At 56.5% G+C, this 22,453-nt stretch carries 24 protein-coding genes; 11 read left to right on the plus strand and 13 right to left on the minus strand.

The window, feature by feature from the left end; genetic code table 11:
* Positions 1-24: 24 nt before the first annotated feature.
* The 9 genes from EU557_RS09495 to EU557_RS09535 form a co-directional block, all read right to left on the minus strand.
* On the minus strand, positions 25-834 hold the full coding sequence (locus EU557_RS09495; RefSeq protein WP_135530139.1) for a phytanoyl-CoA dioxygenase family protein: 810 nt from the start codon (positions 832-834) through the stop codon (positions 25-27).
* Between the two features lie 170 nt (positions 835-1,004).
* Positions 1,005-2,318: a 30S ribosomal protein S12 methylthiotransferase RimO gene (gene rimO, locus EU557_RS09500; RefSeq protein ID WP_135530140.1), complete on the minus strand. Its 1,314-nt coding sequence runs from the start codon at positions 2,316-2,318 to the stop codon at positions 1,005-1,007.
* A gap of 155 nt (positions 2,319-2,473) precedes the next feature.
* A complete protein-coding gene (locus EU557_RS09505) occupies positions 2,474-3,616 on the minus strand; it encodes an acyltransferase family protein (RefSeq protein WP_135530141.1) in 1,143 nt (380 codons plus the stop codon).
* A 111-nt stretch (positions 3,617-3,727) separates the two neighbouring features.
* A complete protein-coding gene (gene ftsY, locus EU557_RS09510) occupies positions 3,728-4,705 on the minus strand; it encodes a signal recognition particle-docking protein FtsY (RefSeq protein WP_135530142.1) in 978 nt (325 codons plus the stop codon).
* A 195-nt stretch (positions 4,706-4,900) separates the two neighbouring features.
* Entirely contained in the window at positions 4,901-5,062 is a 162-nt protein-coding gene (locus tag EU557_RS09515; protein ID WP_110976337.1) for a DUF4295 domain-containing protein, read from the minus strand.
* A 7-nt stretch (positions 5,063-5,069) separates the two neighbouring features.
* Positions 5,070-5,252: a 50S ribosomal protein L33 gene (gene rpmG, locus EU557_RS09520; RefSeq protein WP_045689232.1), complete on the minus strand. Its 183-nt coding sequence runs from the start codon at positions 5,250-5,252 to the stop codon at positions 5,070-5,072.
* Between the two features lie 223 nt (positions 5,253-5,475).
* Positions 5,476-7,137, minus strand: coding sequence for an aminopeptidase P family protein (locus EU557_RS09525; RefSeq protein ID WP_135530143.1), 1,662 nt, complete (start codon positions 7,135-7,137; stop codon positions 5,476-5,478).
* 239 nt (positions 7,138-7,376) lie between these two features.
* Entirely contained in the window at positions 7,377-7,616 is a 240-nt protein-coding gene (gene rpmB, locus EU557_RS09530; protein ID WP_045689230.1) for a 50S ribosomal protein L28, read from the minus strand.
* 96 nt (positions 7,617-7,712) lie between these two features.
* Positions 7,713-7,898: a C1orf53 family protein gene (locus EU557_RS09535; protein WP_135530144.1), complete on the minus strand. Its 186-nt coding sequence runs from the start codon at positions 7,896-7,898 to the stop codon at positions 7,713-7,715.
* 145 nt (positions 7,899-8,043) lie between these two features.
* Between EU557_RS09535 and EU557_RS09540 the strand changes: the two genes are divergently transcribed.
* Positions 8,044-8,514, plus strand: coding sequence for a hypothetical protein (locus tag EU557_RS09540; RefSeq protein WP_135530145.1), 471 nt, complete (start codon positions 8,044-8,046; stop codon positions 8,512-8,514).
* Positions 8,515-8,535: 21 nt separating this feature from the next.
* Here the strand turns inward: EU557_RS09540 and EU557_RS09545 are convergent, their stop codons facing one another.
* Positions 8,536-9,450, minus strand: coding sequence for an LEA type 2 family protein (locus tag EU557_RS09545; RefSeq protein WP_167855146.1), 915 nt, complete (start codon positions 9,448-9,450; stop codon positions 8,536-8,538).
* A 210-nt stretch (positions 9,451-9,660) separates the two neighbouring features.
* Between EU557_RS09545 and rocD the strand changes: the two genes are divergently transcribed.
* The 6 genes from rocD (at position 9,661) to EU557_RS09575 (ending at position 14,335) form a co-directional block, all read left to right on the plus strand.
* The gene (rocD, locus tag EU557_RS09550) at positions 9,661-10,908 is read left to right on the plus strand and encodes an ornithine--oxo-acid transaminase (protein WP_135530147.1); all 1,248 of its coding nucleotides are present in this window, start codon (positions 9,661-9,663) and stop codon (positions 10,906-10,908) included.
* Between the two features lie 324 nt (positions 10,909-11,232).
* On the plus strand, positions 11,233-11,493 hold the full coding sequence (locus EU557_RS09555; protein ID WP_135530148.1) for a hypothetical protein: 261 nt from the start codon (positions 11,233-11,235) through the stop codon (positions 11,491-11,493).
* Positions 11,494-11,585: 92 nt separating this feature from the next.
* Positions 11,586-12,110, plus strand: coding sequence for a hypothetical protein (locus EU557_RS09560; protein ID WP_135530149.1), 525 nt, complete (start codon positions 11,586-11,588; stop codon positions 12,108-12,110).
* 162 nt (positions 12,111-12,272) lie between these two features.
* Complete coding sequence (locus tag EU557_RS09565) at positions 12,273-12,488, plus strand: hypothetical protein (RefSeq protein ID WP_135530150.1); 216 nt, start codon at positions 12,273-12,275, stop codon at positions 12,486-12,488.
* A gap of 186 nt (positions 12,489-12,674) precedes the next feature.
* Positions 12,675-13,667 carry a porphobilinogen synthase gene (gene hemB / locus EU557_RS09570; protein WP_210116016.1) on the plus strand — a complete coding sequence of 331 codons (993 nt, stop codon included), beginning with the start codon at positions 12,675-12,677 and terminating at the stop codon, positions 13,665-13,667.
* 155 nt (positions 13,668-13,822) lie between these two features.
* Positions 13,823-14,335 (plus strand): GNAT family N-acetyltransferase, encoded by a 513-nt coding sequence (locus EU557_RS09575; protein ID WP_135530151.1) that lies wholly within the window; start codon positions 13,823-13,825, stop codon positions 14,333-14,335.
* A 92-nt stretch (positions 14,336-14,427) separates the two neighbouring features.
* Here EU557_RS09575 and EU557_RS09580 read toward each other — a convergent pair whose 3' ends face one another.
* On the minus strand, positions 14,428-15,801 hold the full coding sequence (locus EU557_RS09580; protein ID WP_135530152.1) for an APC family permease: 1,374 nt from the start codon (positions 15,799-15,801) through the stop codon (positions 14,428-14,430).
* 318 nt (positions 15,802-16,119) lie between these two features.
* Here EU557_RS09580 and EU557_RS09585 point away from each other — a divergent pair, with 318 nt between their 5' ends.
* From EU557_RS09585 to EU557_RS09595, 3 genes are all read left to right on the plus strand, one after another.
* Positions 16,120-17,079 carry a cation diffusion facilitator family transporter gene (locus EU557_RS09585; protein ID WP_135530153.1) on the plus strand — a complete coding sequence of 320 codons (960 nt, stop codon included), beginning with the start codon at positions 16,120-16,122 and terminating at the stop codon, positions 17,077-17,079.
* A 141-nt stretch (positions 17,080-17,220) separates the two neighbouring features.
* A complete protein-coding gene (locus tag EU557_RS09590) occupies positions 17,221-18,435 on the plus strand; it encodes a glycosyltransferase family protein (RefSeq protein ID WP_135530154.1) in 1,215 nt (404 codons plus the stop codon).
* Positions 18,432-19,211, plus strand: coding sequence for a phospholipase D-like domain-containing protein (locus EU557_RS09595; protein ID WP_135530155.1), 780 nt, complete (start codon positions 18,432-18,434; stop codon positions 19,209-19,211). Before EU557_RS09590 ends, EU557_RS09595 begins: the two co-directional genes overlap by 4 nt.
* Here the strand turns inward: EU557_RS09595 and EU557_RS09600 are convergent.
* Complete coding sequence (locus tag EU557_RS09600) at positions 19,183-20,751, minus strand: PA14 domain-containing protein (protein ID WP_167855147.1); 1,569 nt, start codon at positions 20,749-20,751, stop codon at positions 19,183-19,185. The two genes, EU557_RS09595 and EU557_RS09600, sit on opposite strands and share 29 nt — an antisense overlap.
* Positions 20,752-21,012: 261 nt before the next feature.
* On the opposite strand from EU557_RS09600, the gene EU557_RS09605 reads away from it, so the two are divergent.
* A complete protein-coding gene (locus EU557_RS09605; protein WP_135530157.1) occupies positions 21,013-21,516 on the plus strand; it encodes a methylated-DNA--[protein]-cysteine S-methyltransferase in 504 nt (167 codons plus the stop codon).
* A gap of 19 nt (positions 21,517-21,535) precedes the next feature.
* On the opposite strand, the gene EU557_RS09610 is transcribed toward EU557_RS09605, so the two are convergent.
* The gene (locus tag EU557_RS09610) at positions 21,536-22,438 is read right to left on the minus strand and encodes an alpha/beta hydrolase (protein WP_135530158.1); all 903 of its coding nucleotides are present in this window, start codon (positions 22,436-22,438) and stop codon (positions 21,536-21,538) included.
* Between the last annotated feature and the right edge of the window lie 15 nt (positions 22,439-22,453).

The following is a 22,453-nucleotide window of genomic DNA, read 5'->3' on the forward strand; positions in this document are numbered from 1 at the left end:
CATCCACCAAGCTAATGATACTGCTCAAACTGCCCAAAACCGCATTTCTAGCGAAATGCGGGTAGCATCAGAGTTCAGATTCAGTGCCCCGCCGTGCAGCAGATACGGCGAAAATAAGAGCACCTCATCCGGTCCAGGGTTGGGCCGCACCAGCTCCAGCGGCTCGGTGGCGTCTTTCAGAGCGGGCACACTGTAGGCCGTACCGTTGTAGACAGCTCCGCACGCGGTGCGCTCGGTGCGGCTTTCGGGCCACCAATGGCTGCCAGGGACTAAGGTGAGGGAAGAATCAGCCGTGCTGCCTGCTATCGGGAAGTAAATATTGATGCCATCGCGCAGACGGTCTAACCACACGTCGCGGTGCAGGGGGTTGTTATCGGTACGGCCGGGGCGTGCCAAGCGTAAGTGAAACTGCGCTAATTCCGTACGCGGATTCTGCACACGTACGCGTCGGCCACACAAAGCACTTACGCGCTCTTCAAGCAGCATTACGGGTAGCGGCAGCGCCTCCAGTGGGTATTCTTTGGTCTGCTGCACCACGTCCAAATGCCGCGCTTGGTCATCGCCAATCACCTCGTGATACTGGGCCACTGGCCAATCGGCGGCCACGTTGCAGCCTACGGTGCAGACAGCGGCACGTACTTTCTCGGCTAGGCCTTCGCGCAACGTAATATTCTCAGCGGCAGTCAAGAAGGGGGCTACCACGTATCCGGCTACGCTCCATGGCTGCCCGGCAGTCAGGTCGGTATCAACGGCTAATAATATCCGGTTATCAGCCGGGTGGCTTTCGCCTTCAATCTGATAATCTACTGGTTGTTGCTGAATTCGGATATCCATACGCTCTTGCTACCTACTCATTAACTTGTTAACTGCACTGCTTCCACGCGCAAGGTGGGCATCAAAAGTATACAACCCCAAGTAGCTCTTATTTTCCTACCCTATTGCTGAAATGAAAAGCCCTGCTCTGGTAGTCCAGAACAGGGCTTTGCTTAGGGTAAATGGCTCCTCTACACCAGCTTGCCGTAGAGGTCAAAGTCGGAGGCATCTGTGATTTCCACGTTGGCGAAGTCGCCGATGCGCACGTAGGTGTCTTTGGTAGCGGGTACCAGCACTTCGTTATCTACCTCCGGCGAGTCGAACTCGGTGCGGCCTACGAAGTAGCCGCTTTCCTTACGGTCGAAGAGCACTTTGTAGGTCATGCCCACCTTTTGCTCGTTTAGCTCCATGGAAATGCCCTGCTGCAGCTCCATAATCTGGTCGGCACGATCCTGCTTTACTTCGGCCGGTACATCGTCAGCCAGTGTATAGGAGTGTGTGTTATCCTCGTGCGAGTAGGTGAAGATGCCAAGGCGGTCGAAGCGGGTTTCCTCCACGAAGTTGTAGAGGTCTTCGAAGTCCTGCTGGGTCTCGCCGGGGTGGCCAGCAATGAGTGTGGTGCGGAGCGCAATGCTGGGCACGCGCTGCCGGATGGTATCTACCAGCTCCACGGTGCGGCGCTTGCTAATACCCCGGCGCATGGTTTTCAGCATGTTATCAGAGATATGCTGCAGGGGCATATCCAGGTACTTGCAGATGTTGTCGCGCTCATTCATCACGTCCAGCGCATCCAGCGGGAACTGCGAGGGGTAGGCGTACTGCATCCGGATCCAATCGATACCGTTTACATCGGAGAGGTTGCGCAGCAGGTCAGCCAGCTTCCGCTCGCCGTAGTGCTGTAGGCCATAGTACGTCAAGTCTTGGGCAATCAGGATGAGTTCTTTCGTGCCCATAGAAGCAAGGCGCTTGGCCTCCTTCACTAGGTCCTCGATGGGCCGGTCTTGGTGCTTGCCGCGCATAAGCGGAATGGCGCAGAACGAGCAGGGGCGGTTGCAACCTTCGGCAATCTTAAAGTACGCGTAGTGCTTGGGCGTAGTCAGGAGCCGCTCACCTACAAGCTCATGCTTGTAGTCGGCTTCCAGGGTTTTCATCAGCTGAGGCAGCTCCAGCGTACCGAAGTAGGCATCTACCTGCGGAATTTCCACCTCCAGGTCGTCCTTGTAGCGCTGAGAGAGGCAGCCGGTTACGTAGAGCTTCTCTAAGCGGCCAGCCTCCTTCTCGTCGGCGTAGCGCAGAATAGTGTCAATGCTCTCCTGCTTGGCGTTATCAATGAAGCCGCAGGTATTGATGATGACAATGTTAGCGTCGTTTTTCTCCGCTTCGTGCGTTACATCAAACTGGTTGGCGCGCAGCTGCCCCATCAACACCTCCGAATCGACGAGGTTTTTGGAGCAACCGAGGGTAATAACGTTGACTTTATTGGCCTGCTGGCTTCTAACTTTCATGCTGGGTAGGTAAGCGGGCGGCCGGACAATTTCTTAGGAGTGAGAAAGTTGCCCGCTACGGCCCGCGGCGAATTTTGGACCGCAAAGGTACGAACTCGGCAACGCCTTTTCCTACTGCGAATGTTCCATTTCCCGAGTAGCATTAGCAGAGTGGCCTACAATCCGCGCCCACCCGTCAGCAGTCCGTACACGCGCGGTGCTGCCCGCCGCAACACGGCCCCCAGCACTACGGCTAGTAGCACTATCGCCAAAGGCAGCAACCCAAATACGCCGAGCTGTTGGCTAGACCAGGTGCGCAACGCTGCTTCCGTGGCGTAGTTTACCAAGGGCACATGCAAAGCGTAAATCATGAAAGAGAAGCCCGTTAGCCACACAAACCACGGCTGGCGCATTGCAGCGCGCACCAGTCTATCAGCCCCAAACCACATCACGCCCATACCCAGTACTTCCGCCGTTTTGTGTAGCACTAGCATGGGAATGAAGGGAGGATGCTCTGTATGAAAGGCCAACCAGGTTTTGCCTGTTAGCAGCACCAGCCATAGCAGGGCAAACCCTCCCGTTTTAAACCACTGCGGTGGTGTAAGCACATCTATTTCTCGCTTATGTAGCCACACGCCCAGCGCAAAAAATAGTAGGCCAGTACCCTCGATAATTGGCGGAAAGCTAATCTCGAACATCCACAGCAGAGCCACGATGGGGAAGTAAATCTTTGGTCCCCGCTCCACCGCCTTGCGCAGCCACGGGTAGGCCAGATTATATACCAGCAGGCTACGCAGAAACCACAGCTGAAACGGCACTGGCAGCAGTAGCCACCGTAACAGCAATTCACTAGGGCTGTAGTTACTCACGAACGGGTTTTGCGGCCCAAATATGCTAAGCCCCGCATCCAGCACCACTTGGCGGGTGGCGGGATACTGTTCCATTGCCCACGTCAGGCCTAGGCCTAGAGCACTCCAGAGCAGGTAAGGCACCAGCAGCGTTTGCACCCGCCGCTTCACCCGGACTTTATGCGGGGCGCGACTATCGTGGTGAGCGAAGAGGTAGCCGGAAATAGCGAACAGAATTGGAATGCGGAAGCGAAACAGCCCATTAGCCAAGAAGTACTGCAGCCACGCGCCCACCGACAACGGCTCCTCAACCGGCGTCCAGGGCTGTAGGTACCGTGGGTGTAGGTTGTAGGCGTGCACGTACACGAGCAACACCATGGCCACCAACGACCAGAACCGGAGTTTCTGGCTCAGAAATGAGTCTAGCCGAGCAGGAGGCGCGGAGGTTTCCAACGTAGAAGTTGCTTCCATTACCGGCCAGATGCCAACTTCATGCGGAGTAGTTGCCTGCGCATAAATAAAAGCAAAAGCCCCATCGGAAATTACTCCGATGAGGCTCGATTACCTTATACTGGCCTAGGCCTATTTCTTAAACAGCGAGTTCACGAAAGTATGACGGTCGAAGAGCTGCAGGTCAGTCATCTTCTCCCCTACGCCAATGTAGCGCACGGGCACCTGCAGTTGGTCGCTTATACCGATAACCACGCCACCCTTGGCCGTGCCATCGAGCTTGGTGATGGCCAGTGCCGATACTTCGGTGGCCTTGGTGAACTCCTTGGCTTGCAAGAAGGCATTTTGGCCTGTGCTGCCGTCGAGTACCAGCAATACCTCATGGGGCGCATCCGGAATAACCTTCTGCATCACCCGTTTGATTTTGCTGAGCTCGTTCATCAGGTTCACCTTGTTGTGCAAACGGCCCGCGGTGTCAATGATTACCACATCAGCCTGCATTTCCACCCCTTTCTTCACCGCGTCGTAGGCCACAGAGGCGGGGTCGGTGTTCATGCCGTGCGAAATCACGGGCACGCCTACTCGCTCTCCCCAAATGATGAGTTGGTCTACCGCCGCTGCCCGGAAAGTGTCGGCGGCACCAAGCACTACTTTTTTGCCGGCTGAGTGGAAACGGTGCGCGAGCTTACCAATAGTGGTGGTTTTGCCTACTCCGTTCACACCCACTACCATTATCACGAAAGGCGAGCCGGTATTATCAGGCCGGTCGAGAATGGCTCTTGAACCGGTGGCTCCGCTGTTGCGGTCCAGCAGATCCGCTATTTCTTCACGTAAGATGCGGTCAAGCTCCGAGGTGCTTACGTACTTGTCGCGGGCAACGCGCTTCTCGATCCGGTCAATAACCTTCACCGTTGTGTCGATACCTACGTCGGCGTGCACCAGCAGCGTTTCCAGGTCATCGAGCACAGCTTCATCAACCGTGTTCTTGCCAACTACGGCTTTGCTGAGCTGATCGAAGAAGCTGGTTTTGGTTTTTTGCAGTCCCTCATCGAGGGCCTGTTGCTGCTCCTTGCTTTCCTTGTCTTTCTTGAAGAAATCGAAGAGGCCCATAAGGGGGTCGGGGGCTTAAGGTCTTGGGACCGTGGTTAATACAGGCCACGCTTCCCGGCCAGGAAGGGCAGCTCAGGCTTGCGCGCCGGAAAACCTAAAGCCCCAAGACTTCAGGTTGCAAAACCCTAACACGCAAAAAAGTCCCACAAAGGCGGGACTTCTTCATTTACGTTGGAAAGCCGCGAAGGCGCCCAATTACTTAACGCCAGTGGCGATGTAATCCTGTACTTTGTCAACAGGTACCATCTCCTCTTTGAAGGTGTAAGCACCAGTCTTTTCCGATTTTACCGCGCGGATAACCTTAGCCCAGTCCTTGCCGGTAGCGGTTTTCAGGGTTGCTACTACTTTCTTAGCCATTGCTCAATTACTTGATTTCCTTGTGAACGGTCATCTTCTTGAGCACGGGGTTGAACTTCTTCAGCTCAATGCGCTCAGGGGTATTCTTGCGGTTCTTCGTGGTGATGTAGCGCGAGGTGCCCGGCTGGCCCGAGTTTTTGTGCTCGGTGCACTCCAGGATTACCTGCACCCGGTTTCCTTTTTTAGCCATCTCGACTTAGGTTTTAGGATTAAGGACTGCAAAGGTACAAAGCTTTGTGGAATTGACAAACAGTCAGATGGAGAAACCTTTGTAAAGTTATTCTACTATCTGCTCTTCCAGTGTGGTTAGCCTCCCGCATACTGGCCTAGCGCTACTAAGAAAGCCTTTCCGCACCCGCTAACGCTGCTTCCATCTAATAACATATTTATACAGAGGACGATTTTTCTAGCCCCTAGTTGAGTTCAGGCAGCTTGAACGCATCTAGGCCACTAGGCTTATCCATCATGGCTTCAATTTCGGCTACGGTGCGCGGCGCCTCTTTGGATAAGTTGTCGTACCCTTTCTCGGTAATCAGCACATCATCCTCAATCCGGACGCCGATATTCCACCATTTCTGGTCGCAGGGACTACCCTCCGGAATGTAGATACCAGGCTCGACGGTAATTACATTGCCCTCCTGCAGAGGGCCGTTGCTCCCCCGGTCGTGCACATCGAGGCCTAGATAGTGGCTGGTGCCGTGCGGGAAATACTTGCGGGTTTCCTCCGCGGTTTTAGTGATGCCCAGCTTCATCAATCCTTGATCAATAACTTTTTGAGCTGCCGCGTGCAGAGCCTGAAAGTCTTTGCCGGGCTTGCACTCCTTAAACGCCGCATCCTGAGCGGCCAGCACTAGCTCATAAATCTGACGCTGAGCAGGGCTGAACTTACCGGAAGGTGGAATGGTGCGGGTAACATCGGCGGAGTAACCGTGGTACTCGGCTCCACAATCCATCAGCAGCAGGTCATTTTTCACCTGGGGCTTGCTGTTTTCGATGTAGTGCAGCACGCAGGCGTTGTTGCCGGCGCCCACAATACTGGGGTAGCCTTCAAACTCGGCGCCGTATTTCCGGTACACGTACTCATGCAAGCCCTGCAGTTCCCGCTCGCCCATATCGGGGCGCGTGGCTTTCATCACTTCCTGCTGGCCTACGGCGCTAATGCGCACGGCACGGCGGAGCAAAGCCAGTTCTTCCGGGGTCTTTACTTCCCGCAAGCGGTCCAGCGTGGCATTCAGGGTGCTGGTCTCGAAGCGGCTGTTGGGCTTGTTGGCTACTGCTTTCTGCCGCTCGGCATCGTTCTTCGCCGCCAGGTAGCCTTGCACGTAGGCATCCTGGCCTAGCGTGGGCTGCTCCTGCACCACGTTTTGCAAGTAAGGCCGCAGCCGGTCGGCTCCACGCAGGCCATATTGCTCAATGAGCTTATGTACCTCCGAGGCGGAGGCATCGAAGTTGGCGGGTACCGCAGCCTGCTGCCGGAAGGTGGCTACTAAGTCGTAAAGGTCGGCGGGGTCACGTGCGTCGTTGCGGACGTCCTGGGGCAACTCCAGGAAATGCACCTGCTGGAAGCCCGACCATTTTATGCCGGCCGTCGCGAAGTCTTTGTTATCGGCTACGTACTGCACCTTGAGCTGCTGCTTGGTGCCCTCAATGCCGAGGCGGCGGCCCGTCCACTGCTCCCGTTGCGGGTTGCGAGGCTGCACGAAGATGGCTTCCGTTACGCCGGCTTGTCCATTGAAGGTTTGAGGCTCTTTGAACAGCACTAGCACTGCCTCCGGCTCCTCGTATCCGGTGAGGTAGTAGAAGTCAGGGTTCTGGTGGTACACGTAGTCCACATCGTTGGCGCGGTTACGTACGGGGGCCGCGAAGAGGACGGCTACTGAGCCCGCCGGCAACGCCTGGCGCACCAACTCTCGGCGCTGCTTGTGAAAGGCGGGGTCCAGAAAATCGGCGGGGCGGTCGGGGCCGGCGGCGCGTTGAGCCTGCCCTTGGTGCGGCACCGTGAGGGCTAATAGGCCAGTGAGCAAGAATGCTGGCAGCGCTGGCCAGGCCGAGGGCTTCAGAAAAGAGTGGAGCATAGCAACCGCAAGGACCTGGATTCTCTTCTAACGTTGCGTTAGCAGGCAGCCGTGGCTTAAGGAGGTCTTGGGTGGCACTAACTTCCGGAAAAAACCGCAAGACGCAAGAGAAACTGGCCTAGCAAAAAAAGCAGCGCAACGCTTCCACTCTGAATAACCGCGTAGGCCTCTTCGAAAAAAGACCCGGCAATACTCAGAATAGAAGCGTTGCGCTTAACTTTTTCTAGCCTTTGCTTAGACTAGTAAACGATGAAGCCCTGCTCTTTGGCCTTCTTCAGGACCGACATGATGCCGTTCTTGTTGATGGTGCGGATGGTGCTGGCAGCAACTTTCAGCGTTACCCAAGCATCCTCTTCGGGGATGTAGAAACGCTTTTTCTGCAGGTTCGGGTAGAACTTGCGCTTGGTTTTGTTGTTGGCGTGCGAAACGTTATTACCTACGCGGGTACGCTTGCCGGTCAGATCACAAACACGGGCCATGATATCAGGAGCTTAGAGGTTTCAATGCTGGAAAAAGGGACGCAAATATCGGCATTTCTTTGACAGAAGCAAACCGGAAGGCTGAAAAATAGCGGGTTAGCCTTCCCTGGTACTCCTAGAGGCCTTCTTTTTTTCTTGGGCTTGCTGCCAGGGGCAGTGCCGACAGCCATTCCCACAGCAGGTGCCCCGCCGCAGGTGGTACTGCTCCGTGAAGACCATGTAGCCTTCGGGAGTGTAGTAGTAGTCGCCGGGTTGGAGAGGCTGAGGAATAGAACGAGGCACGCCGAAAAAACCGATTGAGCCCGCAAGATACAACCTGCTTGCCGGATGAGCTCTGGTAAAACTCTAATGGGCTTACTTTTGTATCTTACCTAAGCAGCAGGTTATCCGCTGCTTTTCTAGGCCAGCGCTCTTAGCCCTCCCGTGTATGCGTACTGTTATCACCTTCCTGCTGGCCTTTTCTCTTACCGGTACAGTACACGCACAGCAGCCATCCTCCTCGCTGGCTTCATTGGTAACGCATCTAGAGCAGCAGGAAGGCCCGCTCCCAGAGCTCCCCCGGAAAGAAGCGAAGCGCACCTTGCCACAACTGCGGCAGCGCTACCAGCGAGGGTTGCAAGCTGGCACTACCTGCTACCTAACGGCCAATGTTCTTAATGAGTCGGCTACCCCTGAGCCGTTGGTTGTGGAGGTTGCTGCTTGGCAGGCTGGCCAAGTTACGGGCCGGATTGTGCGGCTTTCCCCCGAGGGCCGAACCATAGCTGGCGCCCTAGTCACTTTTGAGGAAACGGTCATTCTGGATTGGCTGCTGCTCCGGCCTAATGGCACTGAGGAAGGCAACTACGTTGGCAAATACCTGGACCTGGAGGAGCGCTTAGCCGCTTTGTCGATCAAATAACGCTCTAGGCCACATACTCAACTAGTTCTTTAGCTTTTCTGGCTTAGCAACTTCCTTCAGATCTTTGAGGGAACCAGAGCTGTTGAAGTTCATCGTCATGTCTTTGGGGTTGTGCTCACCGGCAGCAATGACGGCTGCCCCCGTCAGCTTATAAGGAGTTTTTTCGGCCTTGAAGAGCCCTTTGAACGCCACTTTAGGCATCGCCTTGGGCTCGAAGCGCACGTGAATTGGCATCAGCTCCACCCCCTTCTTGCGGAAGGTAACGTCCTTAGTCTCGGTGCCTTCGACTTCCATATCGTCGCTGACGCTGAACTTGTAGCGGACGCTACGCACGGTGACTGGGAAGGGGTTGTAATTTGTAACGCGCAGACTTACTACAGCTTCGCCGTTTTTGAGGCCTAGATCTTTAATATCTACATCTGCCACTTCAATTTTAGGCAGTTTGGGGATGTAAACGCGTTTGGTCACGCGCACCGGAATACTCTGAGGGCCAGCTACAGGCAGCCGGGTATAGAGCTTCATGTCCATCTCCACATCCACGCAGTCCTGCTGGCTGGTGCGCACCTTGCGCTTGAGGTTATCCATCTGCACTGAAACGGGCAGCGTGAGGTGGGAAACAGAGTCGCCGTGGAGGACAGTGGGTTCATCCTTCGCGCCCTTTGTAAGCACCTCCCCATCCACGCGGGTCACGTAGCTGAGGCTGTCGATGTTGAGCGTGACCGGCATTTGATTGCGCAAGTCTACCTTCATTTGCGCCTGCAACGAGTTGGCCGTAACATTATTCACATTCAGCGAGGCGTTTTCAAGTGTGGGCAGCAGTTCCTTGCCTTTGTCGGTCTTGAAATACATGTAGGCCCCACCAGCCAATAGCAGCACCACTACAATCAACAGAAAGGAAGCAACTCGGTGCCGTCCGAAAAAACCTTGCGTAGCCATATTCATCACCGGTAAGCAGAACTGTAGCAATCAATTCACAGCTCAACAATTCAACAACTTGTATTACAATCACTTGCACTACCATACGAGGGGCTGCCCACGTGTTGTTATTGACGGGCTTCCGAATAGTGGAGCCTGATCCTCACGCAGTGTTTTAGCGTAGTTTTGAGTACTTCGCCTTGACATTCATCACCATCCCACCCCACACATATGCACTCTACCACTGCCACCACCCACAGCCGCAGCCAGGAGCTGATGGCTCTTGAGGACCACTACGGCGCCCACAACTATCACCCGCTGCCCGTGGTGCTAAGCCGGGGCGAGGGCGTGCACCTGTGGGACGTTGAAGGCAAACACTATTACGATTTCCTGTCGGCGTACTCAGCCGTAAACCAAGGCCACTGCCACCCGCGCATTATTGGGGCCCTCACCGAGCAGGCCCAGAAGCTCACGCTCACCTCGCGGGCGTTCTTCAACGACCAGCTAGGTGCCGCCGAAAAGCAGCTCTGTGAACTGTTCAACTACGACAAGGCTCTGCTGATGAACTCCGGGGCCGAGGCCGTGGAAACGGCCTTAAAGCTGGCCCGCAAGTGGGGCTACCAGGAGAAGGGTATTGCCCCTAATCAGGCACTTATCATCGTGGCTGAGCATAACTTCCACGGCCGCACCACCGGTATTATCTCCTTCAGCACCGACCCCGACTCAACCGGTGGGTTTGGCCCCTACAACCCTGGCTACCAGGTGGTGCCTTACGATGACTTGGAGGCCCTGGAAGAAGCGCTGCAAAACCCGCACGTGTGCGGGTTTCTGGTAGAGCCCATCCAAGGCGAGGCCGGCGTGGTAGTTCCGTCAGAAGGCTACTTAGCCCACGCAGCGGCGATGTGCAAGAGCCACAAGGTGCTGTTTATTGCTGATGAAATCCAGACTGGCCTAGGCCGCACTGGCGAGTTGCTGGCCGTATGCTATGAGGGCGTCCACGCCGATATGCTGATTCTGGGCAAGGCCCTTTCGGGTGGTGTACTGCCCGTATCGGCGGTGCTGGCCCGCAACGAAATTATGCTTACCATTCAGCCGGGCCAGCACGGCTCTACGTTTGGCGGCAACCCACTAGCCAGCGTGGTTTTGCGCGCTGCTCTCGACGTGCTGCTGGAGGAAAAGCTCACTCAGAACGCCCGCGTTCTGGGTGAAGTATTCCGGGAGCGGATGCGCCGCGTGCAGGCCAAGCGCCCCGAAGTAGTAGAGCTGGTGCGCGGCAAAGGGCTATTGAATGCCGTAGTTATCAAACCCCACCCCGATGGCCGCACCGCTTGGGATGTGTGCGTAACGCTAATGGAGCGGGGTGTATTGGCCAAGCCTACCCACGGCGACATCATCCGGTTTGCACCGCCGCTGGTAATTACCGAGGAGCAGCTTCATGAGGTCTGTGATGTAATTGAACAAGTGATTCTGGAGTTTTAGGCCACTCATCAGGCTCTATGGTTCCTGCAACGGACTGCCTTACTTTAGGGGCAGTCCGTTTCTATTTAGTGCTATCGTATGCGTCGTTATTACTCCTGTTATCTGGCCTTACTCCTGCTGTTGGCTAGTAGCTGCCGAAGCGAGAAAGTGGCTTTTTATTTCAAGCCGCCAGCTGCCCCTAGGCCACCTCAGCTACCTGTTTCAGCAATGGGGCGGCCCACCCAACCTACAGCCGCGCGGCTACCACCACAGCTGAAACAACCGCTACCAATACCCCCGCAGCACAGGCGGCTTGGCCGGCGGGCATTACCCCGGCCACTGCCTATGCTAGCAGCTATTCTGCCTAGTGGCGTTGCGCGCTCCACAACCAGTCGGCAAGCTGTGCCGTACCGCAAAGCACTCCGCCATCCTGCCCACCCCTCGCGCGACTACATGCCCCTGGTATTGGCAGTGCTAACGGCCGCCTTGGGGGTATTGCTCCTCGTTGGGGCCGCTGCCAGTTCCGGCTCGTCGTTTATTCCCTTAGTGGGGGTACTGCTTGTTGTGCTAGGGGGCATGATTTTCTATTACTGGCGCAACGAATAGTTTCTGCTTCACCTTTTTCCGCACTCTCAATGCCGCTTCGGCTACTCCTACCCTGCTCCTGCTCTCGTCAGGCATTTCTTATTCTCGTTGTTATGTGGGGGAGCCTGTTAGGTGGCTGCCGCAGCGAGCGAGTAGCCTTTCAATTTCGGCCTTCGCCCGGCGCTGCTAGGCCTGTTCTAGCCCCCGTACGCCCCGTCGCTGATAGTACCGTGAGCAGTTCCGCAGCCGTAGTGGCCTACACCGCTCCTGCCGCGTCCGTCACGCTTACTGCCGCCCGCCGTAGTGAGCCCAAACCTAGTGTGCCCCAAACGAAAGCTCTTTCCCGCTCTGGCCGGCCCCGGCTGGCGCACCGCCTCTTACTCACTACTTCCCATAGTCTGCTCCCCAAGTCAGCGGCAGCCAGCAAGCCCAGAGGTGCCGCCGTTCATGAAACACGGCACTTGCTGCTGGGCATAGCCGTAGTGGCAGTGGGCGTGGTAACGGGCTTGCTGCTGGGCGGGTGGCTAGGCCTGGGCGTAGGGGCTCTGATAGTAATTTTGGGGTATTACTTCCTAGGAATGGCCTTTGGTGGCGAGCACGCGTGGCTAGAGGTGTTCCAAGAGTTTTTCAATATGTAGCCCCGTTTATCGGGCGAAAACGGCCCTTTACCCATAGCTCAATTTCGCTAACCGATGAAACGCCCCTGCTGGTAGCGGATCCCTTCACGTTGACCGAGTTACCCAGCATCGCGCAAGAGCTTGAAGTAGTTTTGCTTCATAACTACTTCAAGCTCTACCGTTATGCGTGCTCGTCTTCTACTTCTGCTCTGTGGTGTTTCGATGCTGGCTAGCTGCCAGACCAGCCGTTCAGCGTTTGTGTCGCGCCCCTTCCGGAATGTAGTAGATATGCCCTCCGATACCGCCCGCACTGTGGTAATCCTCCACGATTCGCAGGGCCCCCAAGGCACTCGCGTAGCCCTCACGGCCGCGCAGGCTGCTGAGTTCAGCCAGCAGTAGGCCACTCTTTTCCCGACGCTGGTTTTGCCCGCGTTGGTTTCGCTCTGATTTTCACACACCGCCGCTCGCCGTGCCGCCCCTGTTTCTGGGAGCAGCGCGGCGTTTTGGTGTAAAGGGAATTTGGCATCGGCGCAACCTTACCTTTGCGGCAGTTGTTCTAGTTCGTCTCATTCCTGAAAACAACGCATGGCCATTATCCCCACGCATCGTCCGCGTCGCAACCGCAAGTCCGAAGTTATCCGCAACATGGTGCAGGAAACGACTTTGTCGGTGCACGATTTTATTTATCCCGCCTTCCTGATTGAAGGGCAAAATCAGCAGCTCGAAATTCACTCCATGCCCGGCATTCACCGCTTCTCGGCCGACCGTCTCATCGACGAAATCGGGCGTTGTGTGGAGCTCGGCATTAAAAGTTTTGCCCCTTTCCCCAGCATTAATGATGGCCTGAAAGACCGGCTCGCTAAGGAAAGCGCTAATCCCGAAGGTCTTTACCTCAAGACCGTAGCCGACATCAAGCGCCAGTTTCCGGACATCGTACTCATGACCGATGTGGCCATGGACCCCTACTCCAGCGACGGCCACGATGGCATTGTTGACGCCGACTCGGGCGAAATCCTGAACGATGCTTCCTTGGAGGTGCTAGGCCAGATGGCCCTGGCCCAAGCCCGCGCCGGCGCCGACATCATTGGCCCTTCGGATATGATGGACGGCCGCGTGGCCTGGATCCGCGACATTCTCGATCAGAACGGTTTCTCGCACGTGAGCATCATGAGCTACACGGCCAAATATGCCTCGGCCTTCTACGGCCCCTTCCGCGATGCTCTGGACTCAGCCCCCAAGCGCGGCGACAAGAAAACGTACCAGATGAACTACGCCAACCGCCGCGAAGCACTCCGGGAGTTGGCCCTCGATGAGCAGGAAGGCGCCGATATGGTGATGATCAAGCCCGCGCTAAGCTACCTCGACGTAATTCACGAGGTGCGCACCAACACGCACCTGCCAGTTACGGCTTACAACGTGTCGGGGGAGTACGCCATGGTGAAATCAGCCGCGCAGCAAGGCTGGCTCGATGGCGAGAAAACCATGATGGAAGTGCTCATGAGCATCAAGCGCGCCGGCGCCGATGCTATCCTAACTTACTTCGCTAAGGAAGCGGCTGCCGTACTGCACCGTGGATAGCAAGTAGTTGGCCAAGGTGGCCTAGACGAAAAAAGCGCTCTATTACAGGGCGCTTTTTTCGTCTAGGCCACTTCATATTGCACAGGCGGAGCCAGCATCAGACTTTTGCATCTCACTGCTACGCCTCACCGATTCAATCATACTACACCTGTTCTATGGGGACTCACATCCGCCTTGCCACTCCTACTGATATTCCGGCTATCCTAGCACTCATACGCCGGGTGGTGCCACTCATGCAGGCAAGCGGCAACCAGCAGTGGTCGGCAGAATACCCGAATGAGGAGGTGTTTCAGCTAGATATTGAGCGGCAGCATCTGTGGATAGCAGAATTGGATGGCCACATAGCCGCCATAGCCGCCCTTACCAACAACGACCAAGACCCCGAGTACGCCCAAGCCGACTGGGACCCCGCCGAGCCGGCCTTGGTTACGCACCGCCTGGCCGTTGACCCAGCAGCCCAAGGCAGTGGCCTAGCAGTAGCCTTGCTGCAGCACGCCGAAACTCTGGCCACCCAGTTAGGCTTGAAAGTGCTGCGCGTGGATACTAACTCTGAAAACCAGGCGACGCAGCGGCTTTTCCCAAAGCTAGGCTATCGGTACGCCGGTGAAATCACCCTGGCCTTCCGACCGGGCTTGCGGTTCTTCTGCTACGAGAAGCGGTTAGCCTAACCCAAACCCCACCTCCTCCGAGAGAGGGATGCGTGTAAGCGAAGGTGTTGGAGTTGTCTGGCGCCCCCTTTCCTAGTGAAGATGGGGGTGGGTTACCGCTCAAATGGCCACCGGCCCAAGCTGCGGCTCCATACTAAGAAGGCTATTACGCCCGCTGCTGTAACCCCGAGGGCCGAGAGTATGAGGGTAGGCCCAGTGCTGTAGAGAATGAACAGCCACACGGCAATGGCTAGCACCACCGGCAGTGGGTACAAGGGCATCTTGAAGGGTAGCCCTTCAGTGCCGCGCCTGTTACGCAGTAGCACTAGGCCTACTGCCTGGCCTACAAACTGAATGAGGATGCGCATGGCGAGGATGGCGCTGATCACCTCTCCCAACCGGAATAAGAGGCTAAATACAAACCCTACCCCGCCCAGAATGAGCAGCGAAACGTGCGGGAATTGCTTGGTGGGATGCAGGCGGCCAAAAATTGGCAGAAATTCCCCATCGGCAGCTGCGGCGTAGGGAATGCGCGAGTAACCCAGCAGCACAGCAAACAGGGAGGCAAATGCCACCCATAATACTAACGCCGTGGCGGCTTTGGCAGCGGCAACGCCATAGAGGCGCTCCACGAAGGTGCTCACAATAAACTCCGACTTACTAGCCTCCTGCCACGGTATCACGGTGCCTACACTCCAGTTGAGGAGCAGGTACAGCGCCGCAATACCCAGAATACTCAGGAAAATACTGCGCGGAATGAGCTTGTGGGGCTCCTTCACCTCGCCACCCAAATGGCATACGTTGTAGTAGCCCAGGTAGCTGTAAATGGTTTTCACTGCAGCCTGCCCCATGGCCGCCGAAATCAGGATGCCCGGCAGCGCCGTTAGGCCGCCCGCTGGTAGCCAGGCCACCTCGTGCGTAGAGTGCGTGATGCCGCCAAAAATCAGCCAGACCATGAGGCCTAGCACGCCCACCCACAGCATTACGCCCAGCTTACCAATATCCTCAATGCGGCGATAGAGCAAGGCAATGAGGAGCAATACCACTGCCCCCGATACTAGCTTGGGCTGCCAGGGCTCCTCTGCGTCAAACGGTACGAGGTAGCCGAAGTACTGCGCAAACCCAATGGCCCCCGAGGCCAGCACCAGCGGCGCCTGAATTAGGGTTTGCCACACGTAGAGAAACGACATCAGCCGGCCCCATTTATGTTCACCGTAGGCCAGTTTCAGGAAGCGGTACGAGCCGCCGGCTTCGGGGTACGCAGCTCCTAGCTCACTCCAGATTAATCCATCTACCACGCTCAGGCCAGCCCCCACCAGCCAAGCCAGCAGAAAGTAAGGCCCCATGAACCCCATCACTAGCGGCAGGGTCACGAAAGGGCCGATACCGACCATGTCAATCATATTCAGGGCGGTGGCCTGCACAAGCCCGAGGCGACGGCGGAGGGGAGCCGTTGCTTCGGTAGGAGTAGTAGAAGTCTGCGTCATGGGTCGTAAAAGTCGAATAAAAGCAGATTGTTCAATACACCGGCCGGGCTCGGCGCTATTTTGTGCGGGCAGTGGCCTAGCAGGTTCCGTTATGCCTCCGGCTACCTTATGCGAAGGAGCCGCCTTCTGGCGGCGGCTTGCTCAAGTTCCTAGGCCACTGGCTAGCCGTGCCTCCTCACAAGATCCAGCTTTCTTAGCCGTTGAGCTTAAGCAGGTACAGCTGCCTTCAGACAGTGGCCCCGCCAACCCCGGTTTAAAGAGTTGCGTAGTGACGCTCACCCCCGCTGCACTCAGCGGAATCACCCAACCTACTTTTGCATGTCTGCGGGTTCATCTAAAATCGCGATTTACGGGGCCATCGCGGCTAACGTCGCTATTGCCGTTTCGAAGTTCGTAGCGGCCTTTTTTACGGGCAGCTCTGCTATGCTTTCTGAGGGCATTCACTCCTTGGTGGATAGCGGCAATGGCTTGCTGATCTTATTTGGGGTGAAGCAAGCGGAGAAGCCCGCCGACGCCCGCCACCCGTTTGGGCGTAGCAAAGAGCTGTACTTCTGGTCGCTGATTGTGGCCATTCTGGTGTTTTCCGTGGGTGGGGGCATGTCGTTTTATGAGGGCGTAGAGCACCTCAAGCATCCTTCGCCCATCACCGACCCCACCTGGAACTACGTAGTGCTAGGCCTGTCGATGTTGTTTGAGGGTATCTCCTGCTTTCTGGCGCTGCGCGAGTTCAACAAGGAGCGCGGCGACACTAGTTTCTGGGCCACTCTGGGCCGCAGCAAGGACCCCTCCATTTTCGCTATTCTGATGGAAGATATGGCCGCACTGCTAGGCCTAGTCATTGCGCTGGCGGGAGTGTACTTCGGGCACTTACTCAATAACCCGTACTTCGATGGTGGGGCATCCATCTGCATTGGCATACTGCTGGTATCAGTAGCCGTGTTTCTAATTTACAAAACCAAAGGCTTGCTGGTGGGCGAAGGCGTCGACGACGAAACGCTGGATAACTTGGAAGCCATTGCCCGGCAGCAGCGCGGCGTAGAGCAAGTGCGCCGCCCCCTCACCATGTACATGGGTCCGCACGATGTGGTGCTGGCCTTGGATGTAGAGTTTCATGACCACCTTTCGGCAGTGGAAGTAGAGCGCAGCGTGGATGCGTTGCAGGACGCTATCCGGGCGAAGTACCCTGAGTTCAAGCGTATCTTCATCGAGGCCAAAGGCTTATCTGGCAAGCAGCGCGCCACCTCCCCCACCGATGCGCCGGTTTCGCCTCAGATATAACACGTAACCTTCGAACTCCACAGTACGTCTCTCCTTCTGTCGTGAAGTCACTACAGTTAACTGTACCCCGGCAGTAGTAGCAACAGTGCGCCTGCGCGTTGTTGCTTATTTGTTCTCTTCTCCCTGCACGTCAATTACTCTATGCAAAAAGACTTTTCCGCCGCTTCGCCTTTTAAATCATTCTGGATGGGGGGCTTCGAGTGCACCGACCAACTGAATGCCTTCGGCCACCGAGTAGACTTTCTGCCGCTAACCGGTCATCTGCCGCTGCTAGATGAGGACTACACCCGCCTGCAGGACTTTGCTATTGGCAGCGTGCGCGAGGGCATTCGCTGGAGTCAGATCGAGAAGACCCCTTACCGTTATGACTGGAGCACTGTGCAGGTCATGCTCGACGCAGGCAAGCGCCACGGCATTCAGCAGATCTGGGACCTGTGCCACTTCGGCTACCCCGACGACCTGACGCCCTTACACCCCATGTTTGCGCGACGCTTTGCATTCCTGTGTCGCGCCTTCGTTGACTTCTACCGTCAGCAGCGCCCCGACGATGTGCTCATTGTAACGCCCATCAACGAGGTAAGCTTTATGAGCTGGCTGGGTGGTGATGCCCGGGGTACCTCGCCGTATTGCGTAGGCCAGGGCTGGGAGGTGAAGCGCGGGCTGATGCGTGCCTACATTGAGGGCGTAGCAGCATTGCAGGAAGCTGACCCATCCATCAGAATTCTTACCACGGAGCCGCTGATAAATGTGGTTCCGCGCATAGGAGCTAATGCCGAAGAAATACGGTGGGCTCATGACTCGCACGAATCGCAATTCCAGAGCGTAGACATGCTTTGCGGGCGCTTGTGCCCCGACCTGGGCGGTCAGCCAGAGTACGTAGACCTGCTGGGCTTCAATTTCTACTACGACAACCAGTGGCAGCATCATCCGCACCATACGTTGCCTTGGGCTAATGAAAGCAACGACCCGCGGTGGCAGTCGCTGAGTCAGCTATTGGCCAAGGCGCATAAGCGCTATGACCGGCCAGTAGTAATTACCGAAACCAGCCACCCCGGTATCGACCGGCCTTTGTGGTTGGAAATGATTGCTAAAGAGTCGGTGGCCGCTATTAAAGCCGGCGTGCCGCTGCTGGGCGTGTGCCTCTACCCCATCATTGACCGGCCTGACTGGGACCACCTTTCTCCTTGGCACCATGCGGGGCTGTGGGATGCGGATCTGGCCCACCCTGAGCCCGGCCTTACGCGGGTACTGCATGCGCCTTCGGCCGAAGCTCTGCTAGTGGCTCAGGCTCAGGTAGCGGCTGCCCAGCGGCAACCCACTAAGCGCCGCCTAGTGAAAGCGGTTCCTTCGGTATGAACCGCCCTTTGGCACCCCTCTCTGCCACAGAGCTGCTGCAGCAGTTTCGCCAAGCATTTGCCGATGTAAACCTCTCGCCAGAGGAAGCCCGGCAGTTGCGGGGTAGCCTGACGCGCTTTACCCAGGGCGGAGGCTCTCTCGAGGCCCTGCGTCACCAGCTGTTTGCGTTAGCGCAAGAGCGCTTCAACACTTTCAAAGACAAGGCAGTACTTGAGTGGCTAGAAGAAGCTAGCGCGCTGCTGTCTACAAGCTCAGAGGCTAGCCAAGTTGCTGTTCAAGCCACCCCTACTGGGTACAAATCTGGTGTGTATTTCAGCCCTGGCCTAGCGTGCGTTGAAGCCATTCAGGCGTTTATCCAGGCGGCCCAACAGACGCTAGATGTGTGCGTGTTTACCGTAGCTGATGACCGGCTTACGGAAGCCTTACTCATGGCTCATCACCGTGGGGTAAAGCTCCGGTTGCTCACCGACAACGACAAAGTCCGGGACCAGGGCTCCGATGTGCAGCAATTGTACGCGGCAGGCATCCTCACTCGCACCGACTGCACCGAGTATCACATGCACCATAAGTTTGCCGTGGCCGACGGGCAGGCCGTACTCACGGGCAGCTACAACTGGACACGCTCAGCGGCATCTCACAACCAAGAAAACCTGCTCATCTCCCAGGACCCAGCCCTCGTAGGCCAGTACTCCCGGGAGTTTGAGCGGTTGTGGGAGCAGATGTCTGTTTTTGATGGGACGGTTAGCGCTATTGTGCCGCGGTCTGGCCGCCGGTAGGCTCCGCTTTGGGCCGCCGAATCTGCAGAGGCTGGGAAGTAGTAACCGTGCCTACGGTTAGGTGCAGATTATAATCGCCAGCGGGGAGGCTAGTGAAGTCGAGCGACTGGTTGTGCTGCCCGGGCGCCTGCTTGCGGTAATCTGACACACGCACCACAATACCTCGCTGGTCGTAGAGCACCCAACCCAGCGGCATGGTTTCCGCCAGAGTATAGTTCATTTGCACCACCCCGTTGGAAGGGTTTGGGTACACACTCATGTTGTTAGCACCAATACCAGGAATTTTGCTGGCTGCCAGAGTCGTTTTGGGTACTTCCACTACAGCCGGCTCAATTTTCCACTGCTGAGTTGGCTCGCCTTTATAGCGCCACTGCTGAATGCCACCACCCAAAGAGTCTTTGGCGGTTAGGGCCTTGCGGCTGTGCTTGGCAATCAGCTTGTAATAACCGTCGCCTACTTCCTCAATTTGCCAAAGCTGGTTGTTACCGCTGTAGAAACTCCACAAGCTCATGGGTGCTCCATTAGAGGTAGAGCTGCCCAGCACTTCGAGTACTTTGGTGCTACCCTGTACTAAGAGGCGGTAGTACCCATCGCCAGCGTTTTCAATTTTCCATTGCGGAGGTGTGCTGCGGCCCGGAACAGTGGGTGCTCCCCGGTAAGGGTGGCTCTCATCTGCCACTTCTAGGGCCGTGCCATCGGCCTTTGACTTCAACATGAATACGCCACCCGCCAGTGCACCTGGTGCTATGGCCTTGGCCGTTGGAGCCGCGGCAGCAGGGGCCACCGGTGCCGCAGTGCTAGGTTTCGCGGCAGTTGCTTTAGGAGCGGGTTTAGCGGCTGGTTTAGCCGCTGTAGTGGTTTTGGGGGCTTCTTTCTTAGCAGGCGCCGCCTTAGGAGCTAACGACTGAGTAAGTGCGGGGGCATTTGCTGCAGGGGCGGCCTTAGCGGCTACGGGATGTGCAGCTTGCGCCGCGGCCGCCTTGGCTGCTAAGGCTGCTTGTACTGCCTCCGCGGGGTCAGGGGTAGTAGGTGAGCCTACGGGGTATAGGTCGCCGGCCGGAATGGTCTGCAAGGCCTGCCCGGGCGGCATCCACTGCAGGGCAACTGTAGCATCACCGTCTTCATCAAAGTACTCTAGCTTGATAGTAGTTTTTTCGCCGGCCGCTAGGCTCACGGTGTTACCATCTAGCTGTACTGAGCCTTTACCGTTCCAGGTGTCAAGTACTTTTTTACCATTTACCCAAAGCCTAACGCCCTCCTTAGTAGCCACGGCAAACTTGTAGGTGCCCGTAGCCGGCGCCGCCAGCAGGCCTTCCCAACGCACCGAGAAGTTGTCCTTCGACACTTCAGGGGCGGGTGCCGCCATCCCCCAATGAAATTCAACATTGGGGTCGAGGCGCTTCAGAACGGGTGCCCCCGCCAAAGTGCCGTTGTTATAATAAAGGGCCGTAAGCCCTGTACCAAGGCCTTGCGCCGATGCGGCCGAAGACCAATCGAAGAAGCGTAACCCCAGAATAGAGCAGAACAGTAGTTTTTGCACAGCAGAAAGGATATTGGGAGCGAAAAACGGTAGCACGCAGGTGTAACTCCCAACGCCTCAGAAGATGATTTTGGTAATTGCCAGCCGCTCTTCGCTCGTAAGACCATCACAATATAAATCAATTCCCCTGGCATTTGTCGCATATCCTTGCCATACTACTATTAATCAATATTTTAGTGCATAAAACCTGTAAATTTGGCCCATACGGTTGAGTTTAACCAACCATATTCTGTGCATTTTTTCTACTTGTTTTGTTTGGCTATGTCTGAGGTATCTGCTTTTTTATCATCGCCCCTAGGCCTGCTAGAAATCCGTGGCACTGACGCTGGGTTGAGTGTAGTCAGGTTCCTTGATCAGCCGACTAATGGATTGGACGAAACCAGGAAAGAGGCAGTGCCTAGCTGCTTACAAGAAAGCTACCGGCAATTGCAGGCCTACTTCGGCGGAGAGCTGAAGCAATTCGATCTAACCTACTCTCCCCGCCAAGGCACTGACTTCCAGCGCCAGGTGTGGGCAACCCTCCCGCAGGTAGAGTTTGGGCGTACGGCTTCTTATCTAGATCTGGCTCGCCTGCTACAAAACCCAGGTGCTGTGCGGGCAGTAGGGGCTGCCAATGGCCAGAATCCCTTAGCCATTGTGTGGCCGTGCCACCGCATAATTGGGGCCAATGGGCAACTCACGGGGTATGCTGGTGGCCTAGCCCGCAAACGGTGGCTGCTGGACTTTGAACGGCCGGCTACTCAGGGGCAGCTATTCGCATTTTAACCAACAACAGGCGCTAGGCCTATCGGGCCGCCTTGGTAGCTGCTGAGGCACCCACAAACTGAAGCAGCTCCTGATAGATGATGTTGTGCTGCCAGTAAAGTTGCAACACCATTGGCACGTGCTTTTTGCCGGGCAGCACTTTAAAAACCGGCTGCTGGCCTAACGCTACCAGCTTCTCCCGAAACTTCGCGCTGCTATTCTGAATGGAGGGGTACGTTTCACCGCCCACGAATAGCAAAAACGGGGCTGTGCTAGCCGTAATGTGGTACATCGGTGATACTGTGCGCCACACGGTGGGTTCCTTGCCAAACGGCACTAGATATTGCTCGTCGCCGGGGTACTGCATTTTCTGCAGGTAATCATACATATCAAGGCCTGCGGGGTCATCGAGGATGGCGCCGCGAACCGGGTTGGGCGCCATGCCCCAGCGGGCCAGCAGTTGATTATCGGCGGTGAGCAGAGCCGCTAGGCCACCTCCGGCGGAGTGCCCCATCAGGTAGAGGCGTTGCGGGTCGCCGCCGTACTCCGCAATGTGCTGTGTTGTCCAGGCCACGGCCCGGGCGCAATCGTCGGCCATGGCTGGCACCTCCACCTTTGGTGCTAGCCGGTAGTTGATAATCACGGCCACTACGCCTTGCTTGGCCAAACGGCGCCCGATAAAGGAATAGAAGTTCTTGTTGCCGCTGTTCCAGCTACCGCCATGAATGAACACCACCACCGGCCGCAGGGCAGCTGCTTTCTGCTTGGGCACATACACATCAAGGCGGTGGCGCTCCGTGTCGAACCCAGGGTCGGTGGCGGGTATGTAGGCCACATCCGCTATTCGCCGGCTGGGTCGCGCTACGGCGTATTCATTGGCTAGGCCAAGCAGCAACGCCAGGATGATAAAGCCGGGCAGTACCCGAAAGAAAAAAGTGCGCATGAAACACAAGAAAAT

This window comes from Hymenobacter wooponensis, from assembly GCF_004745865.1.
In the GTDB taxonomy this organism is placed as follows: domain Bacteria; phylum Bacteroidota; class Bacteroidia; order Cytophagales; family Hymenobacteraceae; genus Hymenobacter; species Hymenobacter wooponensis.